This is a genomic window from Salegentibacter sp. BDJ18 (genome assembly GCF_017579965.1).
Classification (GTDB): domain Bacteria; phylum Bacteroidota; class Bacteroidia; order Flavobacteriales; family Flavobacteriaceae; genus Salegentibacter.
The window spans coordinates 79,063-93,536 of record NZ_JAFLQX010000024.1 but is presented as its reverse complement, the minus strand read 5'-3'; the positions used below and the strand labels follow the sequence as shown (position 1 = coordinate 93,536).

The window sequence follows — 14,474 nt, the reverse complement described above, 5'->3', positions numbered from 1 at the left end:
GGTGTTTGACGTAGTAACTATTTCAAACACCCTTTTTAATTACGATTAACTAAGCTTTATAATCGTCATCGTCATAAATGTTCTGGTAAGAATTTCCTTTGGTGACAAAAAACTCGCCGGTTACATACCGGTAATGCTCGTCTAAAGCAGCAATTTCTTCTAAATCTTCTTCATTTAGATTAAGTCCGGCGCTGGCAAGGTTTTCTATAATTCTTTCCTCATTGGTAGACTTTGGGATCACCGCGGTTCCACGCATTTCATTCCATTTTATCAATACCTGGCCGGCACTTGCACCGTGCTTTTTAGCAATTTTCTTAATTACAGGATTTTCCAGTAAAGAAGGTTCGTCTTTGGCTTTCATTCTATCGGGACGGTCGCCACTGCCAAGAGGAGAAAATGCCGTAACATGAATGTTATGCTTACTGCAAAATTCCAGCAACTCATTTTGTTGTAAATAAGGATGTAATTCTACCTGGTTCATTTCTGGATATTCTGAAGTTTCTTCCATTAATTCTTCAAGTTTCATTGTGCTAAAATTAGAAACACCCACGTGTTTTACCAAACCTTGGTTTTTGGCTTCAAGCATCATTTTCCAGGTTTCTATTAGCGGCACTTCTTCTAATGATAAATATTCATCATCATTTTGAGGAAAATCCACCTCGGATTTGAATGCTACCGGCCAGTGAATTAGATAAAGGTCTAAATAATCTAATTGAAGGTCTTTCAGCGTTTTTTTCAATGCAGGAATCACATCTTCTTTTTTATGAGCGTTATTCCATAGTTTTGAAGTAATCCATACTTCTTCGCGTTTTATCTTCCCTTCAGAAAAAACTTCAGCGAAAGCTTCACCAACAGCGTCTTCATTGCCATAAGTAGCGGCGCAATCAATATGGCGATAACCGTTATTTAATGCAGTTTTTACCGCATTTTTCACTTCATCTTTTCCAGATTTCCAGGTGCCTAATCCTATGGCCGGCATTTCATCACCGTTCTTAAACTTTAATGTTTTCATTTTTTGAATTGGTTTAAATTTTTTCTTCGCAATTTTTAAAAATCAATTGGCCTTAAAATACTAATAAATACAGGCTTTTTGAAGTTTCGAAACCTGTTTAACCGAACTTTAATATAAGTTATCGTCTTGGATGATATTGCTCCATAATTTCCCGAAGATGTTTGCGGTCTACGTGCATATACACTTCAGTAGTGGTAATACTCTCGTGTCCTAACATCTGTTGGATAGCACGTAAATCGGCTCCGTTTTCCAGTAAATGGGTGGCAAATGAATGTCTAAATGTGTGCGGACTTATCTTTTTCTGAATTCCGGCTTTTTTGGCTAAACGTTTAATTATAGTGAAGATCATTGCGCGGGTGAGCTGGTTTCCCCTTCGATTTAGAAATAAAGTATCAGAAAATTCTTTGTTGATCTTTTGCTGAATTCTAACTTCATCTTTATAAATATTAATAAACTTCTGTGTATAAGTTGAAACAGGTACAAAACGCTGTTTATTTCCTTTTCCGGTTACTTTTATAAAACCTTCTTTAAAGAACAGGTCTGAAATTTTTAGCTCGGTAAGTTCACTAACCCGCAAACCACAACCATATAAAGTTTCCAGGATGGCACGATTGCGTTCGCCTTCAGCTTTACTTAGATCTATTGTTGCGATTAACAGGTCTATTTCTTCAGTTGATATAGTATCAGGCAGTTTACGGCCTATTTTAGGCGATTCTATAAGATCTAAAGGATTGTCTTTGCGGTAATCTTCAAAAACCAGGTAATTAAAAAATCCGCGTAAGCCAGAAATTATACGCGATTGGGAACGTGCATTAACATTGCGAGCAATTTCGTAAATAAATTGTTGTAAGATTTCTTCTGAAATTTGAAGTGGAGAGACTTCAATTTTTTTAACGCTCAAAAAGTTGATAAGTTTCACCACGTCCATCCTGTAATTAGTAATAGAATTGTTTGAAAGTCCGCGTTCTATACGAAGGTAGTTGCAATAATCCTGTAGTGCTGAAGCCCATTTCATACGTTAAAGATATAAACAATTTGCCTTAATCTTAGTAATACTTTAGGTTTACATAACATTTTATTAAGAAGCCTGTTCCTACATTTGCCCTTGTAACACTAACAAAAATGAACGTAATGAAAAAGTCAATTTTAATTGCAGTAATTGCCGTATTTGGTTTTACTACCGCGGCTAGCGCACAGGAATTCGTGTATTTTGGAGCTAAGGGTGGGGTTAATTTCACCAATATGACTTCAGACGGATTTGAGGATGAGAAAAGCCGAACAGGGTTTCACTTAGGTTTACTTTCTGAAATTCCATTAAGCGAACGTTTTTCTTTACAGCCAGAGGTGCTTTATGCCACCCAGGGAGTGGAAGCAAATAGAAATTTCGCTGGACAGAATGTAAATGGAGAATACCAACTGGATTATATTCAAGTGCCTGTTCTAGCTAAGATCTACCTAATAGATGGTTTATCTATTGAAGCAGGACCTTCTTTTAACTTTTTAGTAGAAGAAGAGTACGATTTTGAAAGTAGTATTGGTGAAGCAGAATTTGATACTGAAGCTGGAAGTACTTTTGAATTTGGAGGTGCTATTGGTGCTTCTTACAAGTTCAACAACGGGTTCTTCTTATCTGCGAGGTATACTCAAGGATTTACAGATGTATTTGATAGCGACAACTGGGATGACGATGCTATTAAAAATAACGGGATCCAGGCAGGTATTGGACTAATGTTTTAATACGACATATTAACACCTATGAATAGAAAGTGGGAACTTAATGGTTCCCGCTTTTTTTATACCTGAAATCCTGTAATTCACTACTATAGGTTCTACTAATTGTTAATTACAATACCTTTAGGTAAGTAACCAAAAATGTATAATTATGAAACGTCTGGTACTTATTATTTGTTTTGCTTTATTGGGAACCACTGCTATGCAGGCACAAAGCGGATTAAGAATAGGAGCAAATGTTGGCTTACCTGTTGGAGATATTGAAGAAGTAAGTAATTTCCAAGCCGGGGTAGATTTAGCTTATATGCTAGACGTCGCTGATATGTTGTATCTAGGTCCTAAAATAGGATATACTCAATTTTTTATGGACGAAGATAATTTTGGCGGCTTTGAAGTAGATGATCCTGCTTTTCTACCTATTGCAGCATCTGGAAGAATTTCACTTGCAAGAGGTTTCTTTTTTGGAGCCGATTTGGGCTACGCAGTAGGTTTAAATGATGGCAACGACGGTGGTTTTTATTATAGGCCGCAAGTGGGCTATAATTTTGGAATTATAGGTCTGGTAGGATCTTATACCGGAATTAGTGTAGATGGCGGTAGTTTTGGGGCCATAAACCTGGGACTTGAATTTGGATTGTAACTGTAAGTAACCAACCAGAAATTACCCTTCTTAAAAATTGAATTTCCCTAAAAGGATCTTCTTTTTTTCTGAAGGGTTTTTTATAGATCAACTATATCTTATTTTTTACCTTTACGAGTATAACCAGCTAACCGGTAAAAAATGAAAATAATGATTATAAACGGTCCCAACCTTAACCTTTTGGGAACCCGTGAACCTGATACCTACGGAAATAAAAGTTTTGAAAACTACTTTTCTGAACTCCAGTTTAAATTTCAAAAAACCGAACTTTCCTATTTTCAAAGTAATATAGAAGGGGAACTCATCAACAAACTTCATGAAGCCGATAAGGAGTTTGACGGGATTGTTTTAAATGCCGCCGCTTACACACATACTTCGGTGGGATTGGGAGATGCAATTAAAGGAATACAAACTCCTGTTGTAGAAGTACATATTTCCAACACTCATTCGCGGGAGGAATTCAGGCATAAATCTTATATAGCTCCTAACGCTAAAGGGGTAATTCTTGGTTTCGGACTTTTAGGATACGATTTGGCAATTCAAAGTTTTTTAAATGAAAAATGATGAAAAAAGCCTATCTAAATTGGAGTAGTGGTAAAGATGCCGCTTTGGCACTTTATAAGGTTAAGCAGGATGGAGAATATTCGGTGCAAAAATTAGTCACAACGGTAAATACTGAGTTTAACCGAATTTCTATGCACGGCGTACGACTGGAATTACTACAAAAACAGGCAGCGGGTTTAGATTTACCACTTCAACAAATAGAATTGCACGGAGAGGTTTCTATGGAAAATTATAATGAGATAATGACAATAGAAATCAACAAACTTTTAGACGAAGGATTTACCCATAGTATTTTTGGTGATATTTTTCTCGAGGACCTGAAGCGTTACCGTGAAAATCAATTAGAGGAAATAGGGGTACAGGCAGTATTTCCGCTTTGGAAACAGGATACCAAGGAGCTTTTAGAAGAATTTATTGCCACCGGATTTAAAGCTATTGTGGTTTGTGTAAATACCGATAAACTCGACAAATCTTTCTGCGGAAGAATTCTAGACCAAAGCTTTTTAAAAGATCTCCCAAAAGACGTAGATCCTTGTGGTGAAAACGGGGAATTTCACACTTTTATTTTTGATGGACCAATCTTTAACGAACCAATTAAATTTAAAAAAGGGGAGATGGTAGAGAGATCGTATAAACCTGCTAAAAAATTAGATAATAATTGCTTTTCTAAAGATCAGAAATCCTGGGATACCAGTTTTGTATATTGTGATTTGTTGTTGAAATAGAAATCTAAACATTTTAACTTCTTCAAGCTGTCCCGAAGCTATGGGATTGTTTCAGCTTCTAACATAATTAAATTTTAAACATATTAGATCCTGAAATAAATTCAGGATGACGTTAAAAACAAAAAATCCCCGAAACAATATTGCTTCGGGGATTTTAATTTTTAAAATTATATGCTTCTTAAATATGAATTACTTCATCGTAAGCAGCAGCAACAGCTTCCATCACCGCTTCACTCATTGTAGGGTGAGGGTGAACTGCTTTTAATACTTCGTGGCCTGTAGTTTCCAGTTTACGTCCCAGAACCGCTTCAGCGATCATATCGGTAACGCCGGCGCCAATCATATGGCAACCTAACCATTCGCCGTATTTAGCATCAAAAATTACTTTTACGAACCCTTCAGATTTTCCTGCAGCTTTTGCTTTTCCTGAAGCAGAGAAAGGGAATTTACCTACTTTAAGTTCGTAACCGGCTTCTTTGGCTTGCTTTTCAGTCATTCCAACCGATGCAATTTCAGGAGTGGCATATGTACATCCTGGAATGTTTCCGTAGTCTAATGGTTCTACATCCATTCCTTTTATCTTTTCCACACAAAGAATACCTTCTGCAGAAGCAACGTGAGCAAGAGCTGGCCCGTGAACTACATCACCAATAGCATAAATTCCGTCCACATTTGTTTTATAAAAATCGTCTACAACAATTTTATCTTTATCGGTCTTGATCTTAAGATCTTCAAGGCCTATGTTTTCAATATTGGTTTTAATTCCAACTGCAGAAAGTACGATATCAGCTTCCAGTGTTTCTTCGCCTTTTTTGGTTTTCACCTTAGCTTTTACTGTTTTGCCAGATGTATCTACACTTTCTACCGAAGAATTGGTCATAACCTTAATTCCTGCTTTTTTAAGACTACGCTCAAATTGTTTGGAGATTTCTTCATCTTCCAAAGGCACAACGTTTGGTAAAAATTCTACCACGGTAACCTCAGTTCCCATTGCATTGTAGAAATGAGCGAACTCAACCCCAATAGCGCCAGAACCAACAACAATCATAGATTTTGGTTGTTTTTCCAGGCTCATTGCTTCACGGTAACCAATTACTTTTTTACCGTCTTGTTTAAGGTTTGGCAATTCGCGAGAACGCGCACCAGTAGCCACAATAATATTATCGGCCTGGTATTCTTTGGTTTTATCGTCTTTATCTGTAACAGCGACTTTTTTACCGGATTTTAATTTTCCGAAGCCTTCAATTACGTCTATTTTATTTTTCTTCATTAGGAACTGAACTCCTTTGCTCATTCCTGCAGCCACATCGCGGCTACGTTTAATGACTTTTGAAAAATCCTTATCGGCTTTTTCAAGACTTAATCCGTAATCTTCGGCGTGTTTCAGGTAATCAAAAACCTCGGCACTCTTTAAAAGGGCTTTAGTTGGGATACACCCCCAGTTTAAACAAACACCTCCAAGGCTTTCTTTTTCTACAATTGCGGTTTTAAAACCTAGCTGTGAAGCTCTAATGGCGGTTACATAACCACCCGGGCCACTACCTAAAACAATGATATCGTATTTACTCATATTCGGAATTTTTTATTAGGCTTAATAAATCAAATCTCGCTTAGCGAGTGAAGTTGCGAATTTAAGGAATAATCGCTTAAACTGAAAAGTTTTCGTAAGGAGTATACCAGCTATATTAAAGGTAAAGATTTTAAATTCTATTTATATTGTATTTTATGAATACAAAAAAACCTCCCAGGTTTTGAAACCTGGGAGGTCAAATAAAAACTTAATATAAATGAAGGATTATTTAATCGCTTCAACTTTTTTTACATCACTTTCTTTTAAATCGAGTGCGTTCATAACGGCGTTATAGCTTGAAACATTAATACCTGTATCTTCTGCGAAAGTATCAGAAGGAAGAACTACAATACGAAAGGTTTGATTTTCGACAAAAAACGAGTCAAGATTGCTTAAATCAAAGTTACCGTCTATAAGAACTTCAACATCTCCAGCGGTATGGTTGTAAACGTATTGTATAGTGCCTTCATCAAGGAAGAAATTCTGAGGAATTAAACTCCAGGTATCTACATCGTTTCCATCATTATCCTCAACCACTTCAAGTCGATATACTAAAACTGCATCAGCCTGAGGGTTCACGGTTGCTACCTCATCTGGAATATTAATGAAATAGGAATAGGTATTAGTATCTGCAAAATAATCGAAATTAAAAGTCTGTTCATAAGTATATCCTAATCCGTCAATTCCGTCAAATCCATCTTCACCGGGAGGTCCCGGAGGTCCCTGTGGCCCTTGATCACCTTCACAGGCGGAGAATAAAAATGTGGTCATAAATAAAATAGAAAATAATTTTTTCATAATAATAGGTGTTAGGTTGTTATTTATTAAAATTTATACTGGCCGAGTTTACGCAATATCGTTGTCCGGTTTCAGTAGGTCCATCATCAAAGACGTGGCCAAGATGCCCGCCGCAATTAGCACATAGAATTTCTGTTCTAATCATACCAAAGGTTTTATCCTGTACGTATTCTACTTTACCTTCTATGGCTTTATCAAAACTGGGCCAACCGCAGCCGCTCTCAAACTTGGCTTCACTGTCAAAAAGTTTTTCGCCACAACCGGCGCAAAAATACTCACCATCTTCAAAATGCATATTGTATTTCCCGGTATGTGGTGCTTCTGTTCCTTTTTTTCTCAATACCCGAAATTGCTCTTCAGAGAGTTGCTCTTTCCATTCGGTTTCGGGTTTTTCTATACTGTACTTTTTCATAATAAATTTTTTGTCCTTTCCGCGAAGGCGGAAATCTTATTTTTCTTCTGGTTCAAAATCCATTGCAATCCCGTTTATGCAATGTCTTTTACCAGTGGTTTCTTTTGGTCCATCCTCAAAAACATGGCCTAAATGCCCACCACAACGGGCGCAGTGTACTTCGTTTCTTTGGTAACCTAATTTTGAATCTGTTCCATAAGCAACTCCGCCTTCAATGGGGCGATCAAAACTTGGCCAGCCCGTACCGCTCATAAATTTATGTTCGGTTTTGTAAAGTTCGTTTCCGCAGGCAGCGCAAACAAAAGTTCCGGCTTCTTTTATATCATTTAAAGGACTGGAGAATGCTGGCTCTGTAGATGCTTTCCGTAAAACCCTATATTCTGCATCGGTTAGTTCTGCTTTCCATTCTTTATCAGTTTTGGAAACTTCAAACTCTTCCTGTGCTTTTTGATTTTTCTCCTGTTCTTTTTGGGCATTACCCTGGCAGCTCATCACAAAGACGGCGAGTAAAATTGGTATTATCTTTTTCATTGCTTTTTTAATTTAAATAGCTACTTATATTTTAAGGGAATAGCCATTTCTAAAAACCCTGGATGGGTTTTTTCTTTTAAAAGTACAAAGATTATACCGCGATGAACGTTGTGATTTTGTTAATTACTTTAGAGTCGCCCAATATACGACGGTGTCCTAAACCTTTTGTTATAAAAAGTTCGCTGTTTTCTAATGCCTTGTGAATATCGTAAGCCGAAGATATTTCTACATCTACATCATCCTCATCGTGAACAACAAGAGTAGGTACATTTACCTCTTTAGCCGAAATTGCTCCTGAATAGCTGTCCATATCAATATCAAATTTTTTATCGAAATGAGCTTTCATTTTATCGGCAACCTTACGGTTCATTTTAAGGTTTCGCGCAAATTCACGGGTTATGTGGGTAATACTGTTGGCGGTGCCTATTATTACCAGTTTTTTTGTGTTCAACCCTTCTTTTACAGCTCTAAGCGTAGCCATACCCCCAAGTGAATGACCAATCACAGCTTCAAATGGACCATATTTTTCATTTAAAAACTGAATGGAATCTATAAAATCCAGCATCATACTTTTCCTGCCGGGAGCTTTACCGTGGGCGGGAGCATCAAAGCTAATGGTACTAAAACCTTCAGCTTTTAAGGTTTCAGCTATTTTGGCTAATTGGGTTCCACGGCCACTCCACCCGTGCACCAATAAAATTTTCTTTTTGCTTTCCCCAAATTCATATACCACAATTTCACGCCCGGTTTTTGGAATTTCTGCCCGATATTGTTTAGAAAGTTCATCCATGTTTTTTTCACGCTCTGGCAGCTTATATTTAAATGGAGTTAAAAAAAGTTGCCCAGCAAACCTGCTGGCTACAAAGGGTGATAGTTTAGAGAGTACGTTGCCGGTATATCTAATATAATTAGGTACAAGTAATCTTTGTACCGGGATTTGGTCTTTTTGCTGTTTGTTCATTTTTAATTTTAGGTAATTAAGCCGCAATTTACATATTTCTTAAATGTCCCAACCCGTAAGAAACGGCTATCTACAGGATTATTCTCATTATGGTATCATTTTTGAAAACTGTTAAATGATGCTTAAAGCGATTAATAAGCATTCAAGGCTTTTGTAATTTTAACAAAACTAAACCAAAACATATGAAACTTAAAAAGACAATTAGTGTGATTGCTGTTTTACTGCTCGTGGTAGCATGTAAAACCAATCCATTTACCGGAGAAAAGAATTTGAATTTTGTCTCTAACGATCAGTTATTTCCTGCTTCATTTCAGCAATACGATCAATTCTTGTCTGAAAATGAAGTTATAACTGGCACTGCCGAGTCACAAATGATTAAGCGAACAGGTAATAAAATTGAAACTGCCGCTGAGAGATACCTAAATGCAAATGGGTACCAGGGATTTTTAGAAGATTTTAAATGGGAATATAATCTTGTAAAAGATGATGCTGTAAATGCCTTTGCAATGCCTGGTGGAAAAATAGTTTTCTTTACCGGAATTTTACCGGTAGCTGAAACCGAAACCGGGGTAGCCGTAGTTATGGCTCATGAGATTGCCCACGCCCTTGCCGATCATGGAGCTCAAAGAATGAGTGCAGCACAATTGCAACAATTAGGAGCAGTTGCAGGCTCAGTAGCTGTTAGCGGTAGAAGCCAGGAAACTCAGCAAATTTTTGCACAGGCTTACGGTTTGGGAACACAGTTAGGAGTAATGTTACCTTTTAGCCGAAGCCACGAGACCGAAGCCGATAGAATTGGTTTAACTTTAATGGCAATAGCTGGATATGATCCTTACGAGGCTGCCGATTTGTGGAGAAGGATGGCTGCACAAAGTGATGGCCAGGCTCCACCAGAGTTTTTAAGTACTCACCCTGCTAATGAAACCAGGATAAACAACCTGCAAAAGTGGGCACCTGAAGCTGAAGCCGAAGCTAAGAAATACGGTGTTACAAGTTTCCAATAAAACATAATGTATAAATTATATGAAAAAGCTGTCTTTTAAGGCAGCTTTTTCTATTTTAGGGCTCTTTAAAGATTCTGAATAAATGAATACACTCCCCAAAGGGCATAAAAAATTATTACATGCCTGGGCTTTTTATGACTGGGCGAACTCGGTTTACAGTCTTGTAATTTCTTCAGCTATTTTTCCTATTTTTTATGGAGCACTAACCATTGTAAAAGATGAAGATGGTAGTATCCTGGACGATACTGTAGATTTCTTCGGAATTAGTTTTAACAACGATTCTTTAATAAGTTACGTTACCGCAACTGCTTTTCTGGTAGTGTCTATTTTAAGTCCGTTTTTATCTGGAATTGCCGATTATGTAGGTAATAAGAAGAATTTCTTAAAGTTTTTCTGCTATTTGGGAGCATTTAGCTGCATTGGTCTTTTTTGGTTTAGTCTGGAATTTCTTTGGTTTGGCTTATTGTGTTATTTTCTTGCGCTTATTGGTTTTTGGGCAAGCCTGGTTTTTTATAATTCCTATTTGCCAGATATTGCTTTTCCAAATCAGCAGGATAAAGTTAGCGCGAAAGGATTTTCTTTAGGTTATATTGGTAGTGTGATTTTATTGGTAGTCTGCTTACTAATGATTCTTAATTATGAAACTTTTGGTTTTGAAAGTGAAGCTTTACCTACACGTTTGTCTTTTGTATTAACCGGGGTATGGTGGATTGGTTTTAGCCAATACACTTATGCCTATTTACCAAAAGGAAATAAAAAAGCTGCATTTACAAAAAATGTGCTTTTCAATGGATTTAGAGAACTTCGCGGAATATGGCTCACCCTAAAACATAATACTCAACTAAAGCGATATTTAGCCGCATTCTTTGTTTACAGTATGGCTGTACAAACCATAATGCTGGTAGCAAGTTATTTTGGGATAGAAGAATTGGAGTGGGGGGAGCAAGACGCCACAACCGGCTTAATTATTAGTATCTTATTAATCCAACTGGTGGCAGTAATAGGAGCAACCTTAACTTCGAGGCTGGCTATAAAATATGGGAATATTAAAATCCTCATTTTTATAAATTTAATCTGGATCGCTATCTGCGGTTATGCTTTTTTTATAGTGAGTCCACAGCAATTTTATGTGGCGGCTGCTTCGGTAGGTTTGGTTATGGGAGGAATTCAGTCTTTATCCAGGTCTACTTATTCTAAAATGCTTCCAGAAAATGCTATAGATACCGCTAGTTATTTCAGTTTTTATGATGTTTCAGAAAAGATAGGAATTGTGATAGGAATGTTTCTTTACGGAATCGTGGCTCAAATTACCGGAAGCGTTAGAAATTCAATCTTGTTTTTAGTGATTTTTTTTATCGCCGGGGTAATATTGCTGCTAAGGGTACCCATAAAAAATCCCGTCTCGAAAGACAGAATTTAATAATTTTTCTTTTTCAATTTATTTCTTCTGAATATTAATTTGATGAAATTGAACCCGAACCTGAAGTTTTGAAATCCTGGTTTTCAGGGTTTCCTTTGTATTTGATATCTCCCGAGCCCATTACTTTAGCTTTCAACTTTTTATTGGCGGAAATTTGAATGTCTCCCGAACCCATTACTGTAGCTTCTACATTTTCGGCTTTAAGACCATAGGCTTTAAAATCTCCAGATCCGGTAACTTTACAATTAAAGTCCCTGGCTTTTCCAGATAAAAGGATATCCCCAGACCCCGTTACCGCACCTTCCAGGTTTTCAACCGCCAGATCTAATTTTATATCGCCAGAACCGGTAAGTTTGGTGCTAAAGTTTCTGGCTGTAATTGTTGAAGAATTCCAAAGATCTCCAGATCCTGTTACTTCAACTGCAGCTAAGTCTTTAAAAGGAACAGTAACTTTAATGCCATTACTTCTGGAAGGTTTCAAATTATAACCTTTTTCTACTGAAATTTTTAGAGTACCGCCACTCACTTCGGTAGTGATATATTCTTGCAGTTTGCTTTCGGCCTCTACCGTTAAATTACCTTCGGTGCCAGAAACCAGTTCCACATCCATAGAGCCTACCAGGGAAATTTCGTCATAATCGCCGGTACTTCTTTTTTCTGAAGTCATTTCGCCGTTTCCTTTTATGGTTTCGCTGCTGCCCCACCATTGCGCCTGTACTGGGGATGATGCGATAAATAATACTGATAAAATTAAGATTAGTTTTTTCATGATTTAAGTTTAATGATTGATGATTGTTTTTAGTTTGTTTATTGTTTATTGAAAGTTACATTTCCATAATTAGTGTTTATAAAAATACTGTTACCTGAATTTTCTTCAAGATGATACCCTTCAAAAAGCTTGCTGGTATTCTCATCGTGGCGTTTTCTAATTTGCATCTCCTCAAGCCCTTTTGCACTTCCATAAGATGATTTTACAGTAAAATTAAAGGGATGTTCTCTATCGTAACCCAGTTTTATACCGGCATAATCGGTGTTTATTTCTACTTTAGAAACTCCTTTTAAGATCTTATCTATAGTTGCAGAACCATAATCTAGATTAAGGTCTAAAGATTCAAAAACACGACCAATTTTAGTGCTTAGATAGTCTCCATTACCGACGATCTTTTTTGCTTTTTCAATATTTATACTCCCGTAATCACAATTAAAATCTAGCTGGGCTACTTTTTTAATCCTGGAATCGGTATAATCGGCGCTAATATTTAGTCTCTCGGCTTCTTCTATTTCATACCCGCTATAATCTGCATTTATCTCCGCATTTTTTACATAACCTATGTGGCTGTTTCTGGTATAATCAAAATTAAGCTGGTTAGAATTTCCATGTAATTCTCCAATATCAATTTTTCCATAATCGCAGCTAATTTTTGCGTTGCCTAAGAGCCGGTCTATGTAAATTCCGCCGTAATCATTTTCTATATCTACGCTGTGTTTTTCAGGCGCTTTAATGGTATAGTTAATTTCCATATTTACATTGCCAGAACTATTAAAAAGTGAACTCCACCAGGATCTGTCTTCTCTCGTGAAATGGGTTTTTGCACTCACTCCAGATGAGGATTGATTAAATTCTATATTGATCTCGTCCAGTTTCTTTTGTACTTTTTCCTCATCGTCGCCATTGGTTTTTATATTCACTTCTATCACCACTTTGTTCTGACTCCAGGTAGAGATATCTACATTCCCGTAGCTGTTATCTATAGTAAGCAAATCAGTAGCACTCACATTATAAGTTTTGGTGACCTTTTTCTCTTTGGTGTGTCTCCCGTTGAGATCGCCGTGGCAGTAGCTTAAAGCCGGAGCCAGCATCGTTACCATTAATAATTTAAATATAGTTTTCATCGCTTTGGTTTTTTAGGGTTTTAATATTTTCTATTTGCTCAAGTACTTCATTTAATAGATCTATTCTTTGCTGAAAATTGGAGATCATCGCGTAGATAACCCGTTTATCTTTACCACTGTTTTGCAAGTCTTTTTTCAGTTTTTTGTACTCGGTTTCCAGTTTTTCAAGTTGTGTTAGCGCATCATTTACAATAGCTTCGGTTTCCGGGGTGTTTTCAGCTTCCAGGGTTGCCAGTTCTGTTTTTATAAGCTGGGTATAAAATTGCTGGGTTTCTTTCATTTCTGGAGAAACACTTGCCAATTCTCCTGAATTTCTGCGGGTGTTTTCATTAAAAAAACCGGCAAAAACCATAAAAGCTATCGCAAGAATTGCAGCCACCGATAGCATTGGAGCCCAAAGGCTTCTCTTGTGCGGCCTGCTACCCAAAGTTTTGGCGTGGTTATTCTGTTCTTCCAGCTTTTCCAGAAACCTGGTTCTATGGCCTGAAGCAGGTTCTTTATTGTCAAAGTCCAGCTCTTTAAAAAGCTCGTCTATTTTATCTTTCTTCATCTTTTAGCAATTTTTTTCTTAAGCTTTCTTTAGCTCTTGAGATTGTTGTTCGGGAATTGGCATAACTTAAATTTAGTATTTCACCAATCTCTTCGTAATCGTAACCTTCAATTAAGTGCAGCGTTAAAGCAACGCGGTAATTTTCTTTAAGTGAATTAAGTGTTTTTAAAATCTTATCTACTTTTTTACTTTTTGAATCTTCTTCCAGGATAATTCCTTCTCCTTCATCTACTTCGTTTTTAAGCTCATCATTATAGGCTACTTCGTTTAATTTTACCTTTTTATTGAAAGCATTAATACTTAGGTTTACCACAATCCTTTTTAACCAGGCTCCAAAAGTTGAAGTCCCCTGAAAGCTATCTATTTTGGAAAAAGCTTTTAAAAATGCTTCCTGCATAATATCTTCTGCTTCGGCGGTATCTTTTACAATACGTACCGAGGTATTGTACATTGCCCTATAGTAGCGCTCATACACTTCCATTTGCGCGCGCTGATCGCCCTTTTGGCAACGTGCAACAAGATCATTAATATGTGTGATGGTTGGTGTCAATTAAAAAACTATCTAGTTTCTATAATAAAGATAGCTTTGATTTTGATTTGTTACAGTTTTGAGAAAAAAAATATAAAAAAGATGGTGGCACAGGAATTGACTACTTCTAATAG

At 36.9% G+C, this 14,474-nt stretch carries 17 protein-coding genes; 6 read left to right on the top strand and 11 right to left on the bottom strand.

The genetic code is table 11. The features are described from left to right. Positions 1-49: 49 nt before the first annotated feature. Both J0871_RS14155 and xerD read right to left on the bottom strand, forming a co-directional pair. Positions 50-1,012: an aldo/keto reductase gene (locus J0871_RS14155; protein WP_075327235.1), complete on the bottom strand. Its 963-nt coding sequence runs from the start codon at positions 1,010-1,012 to the stop codon at positions 50-52. A gap of 118 nt (positions 1,013-1,130) precedes the next feature. After that, positions 1,131-2,027, bottom strand: coding sequence for a site-specific tyrosine recombinase XerD (xerD, locus tag J0871_RS14150; protein ID WP_208225924.1), 897 nt, complete (start codon positions 2,025-2,027; stop codon positions 1,131-1,133). 116 nt (positions 2,028-2,143) lie between these two features. On the opposite strand from xerD, the gene J0871_RS14145 reads away from it, so the two are divergent. From J0871_RS14145 to J0871_RS14130, 4 genes are all read left to right on the top strand, one after another. After that, positions 2,144-2,749: a porin family protein gene (locus J0871_RS14145; protein WP_075327990.1), complete on the top strand. Its 606-nt coding sequence runs from the start codon at positions 2,144-2,146 to the stop codon at positions 2,747-2,749. 145 nt (positions 2,750-2,894) lie between these two features. Beyond that, positions 2,895-3,383, top strand: coding sequence for a hypothetical protein (locus J0871_RS14140; RefSeq protein ID WP_208225923.1), 489 nt, complete (start codon positions 2,895-2,897; stop codon positions 3,381-3,383). 141 nt (positions 3,384-3,524) lie between these two features. Continuing rightward, entirely contained in the window at positions 3,525-3,947 is a 423-nt protein-coding gene (gene aroQ / locus J0871_RS14135) for a type II 3-dehydroquinate dehydratase (protein WP_208225922.1), read from the top strand. Beyond that, a complete protein-coding gene (locus J0871_RS14130; RefSeq protein WP_208225921.1) occupies positions 3,947-4,672 on the top strand; it encodes a diphthine--ammonia ligase in 726 nt (241 codons plus the stop codon). Before aroQ ends, J0871_RS14130 begins: the two co-directional genes overlap by 1 nt. Before the next feature lie 178 nt (positions 4,673-4,850). On the opposite strand, the gene lpdA is transcribed toward J0871_RS14130, so the two are convergent. The 5 genes from lpdA to J0871_RS14105 all read right to left on the bottom strand — a co-directional run bounded on the left by lpdA (position 4,851) and on the right by J0871_RS14105 (position 8,944). Then, the gene (lpdA, locus tag J0871_RS14125) at positions 4,851-6,242 is read right to left on the bottom strand and encodes a dihydrolipoyl dehydrogenase (RefSeq protein WP_075327230.1); all 1,392 of its coding nucleotides are present in this window, start codon (positions 6,240-6,242) and stop codon (positions 4,851-4,853) included. Positions 6,243-6,467: 225 nt separating this feature from the next. Then, entirely contained in the window at positions 6,468-7,040 is a 573-nt protein-coding gene (locus tag J0871_RS14120; RefSeq protein WP_208225920.1) for a hypothetical protein, read from the bottom strand. A gap of 19 nt (positions 7,041-7,059) precedes the next feature. Continuing rightward, positions 7,060-7,452, bottom strand: a complete 393-nt coding sequence (gene msrB, locus J0871_RS14115; RefSeq protein WP_093305967.1) for a peptide-methionine (R)-S-oxide reductase MsrB — start codon at positions 7,450-7,452, stop codon at positions 7,060-7,062. Positions 7,453-7,488: 36 nt separating this feature from the next. Continuing rightward, positions 7,489-7,983, bottom strand: coding sequence for a peptide-methionine (R)-S-oxide reductase MsrB (msrB, locus tag J0871_RS14110; protein WP_208225919.1), 495 nt, complete (start codon positions 7,981-7,983; stop codon positions 7,489-7,491). Between the two features lie 91 nt (positions 7,984-8,074). Continuing rightward, positions 8,075-8,944, bottom strand: coding sequence for an alpha/beta hydrolase (locus J0871_RS14105; RefSeq protein WP_208225918.1), 870 nt, complete (start codon positions 8,942-8,944; stop codon positions 8,075-8,077). Positions 8,945-9,126: 182 nt separating this feature from the next. Here J0871_RS14105 and J0871_RS14100 point away from each other — a divergent pair, with 182 nt between their 5' ends. Together J0871_RS14100 and J0871_RS14095 are read left to right on the top strand one after the other, a co-directional pair. Next, complete coding sequence (locus tag J0871_RS14100; RefSeq protein WP_208225917.1) at positions 9,127-9,948, top strand: M48 family metallopeptidase; 822 nt, start codon at positions 9,127-9,129, stop codon at positions 9,946-9,948. 82 nt (positions 9,949-10,030) lie between these two features. Then, on the top strand, positions 10,031-11,368 hold the full coding sequence (locus J0871_RS14095; protein WP_208225916.1) for an MFS transporter: 1,338 nt from the start codon (positions 10,031-10,033) through the stop codon (positions 11,366-11,368). A gap of 34 nt (positions 11,369-11,402) precedes the next feature. On the opposite strand, the gene J0871_RS14090 is transcribed toward J0871_RS14095, so the two are convergent. Genes J0871_RS14090 through J0871_RS14075 form a run of 4 tightly spaced genes read right to left on the bottom strand, consistent with a single transcriptional unit; the run spans position 11,403 to position 14,361 of the window. Next, a complete protein-coding gene (locus tag J0871_RS14090) occupies positions 11,403-12,137 on the bottom strand; it encodes a head GIN domain-containing protein (RefSeq protein WP_208225915.1) in 735 nt (244 codons plus the stop codon). A gap of 38 nt (positions 12,138-12,175) precedes the next feature. Then, positions 12,176-13,261: a hypothetical protein gene (locus J0871_RS14085; protein ID WP_208225914.1), complete on the bottom strand. Its 1,086-nt coding sequence runs from the start codon at positions 13,259-13,261 to the stop codon at positions 12,176-12,178. After that, positions 13,245-13,811, bottom strand: a complete 567-nt coding sequence (locus J0871_RS14080; RefSeq protein ID WP_208225913.1) for a DUF4179 domain-containing protein — start codon at positions 13,809-13,811, stop codon at positions 13,245-13,247. Before J0871_RS14080 ends, J0871_RS14085 begins: the two co-directional genes overlap by 17 nt. Further along, complete coding sequence (locus J0871_RS14075; protein ID WP_208225912.1) at positions 13,798-14,361, bottom strand: RNA polymerase sigma factor; 564 nt, start codon at positions 14,359-14,361, stop codon at positions 13,798-13,800. Before J0871_RS14075 ends, J0871_RS14080 begins: the two co-directional genes overlap by 14 nt. Positions 14,362-14,474: the final 113 nt, after the last annotated feature.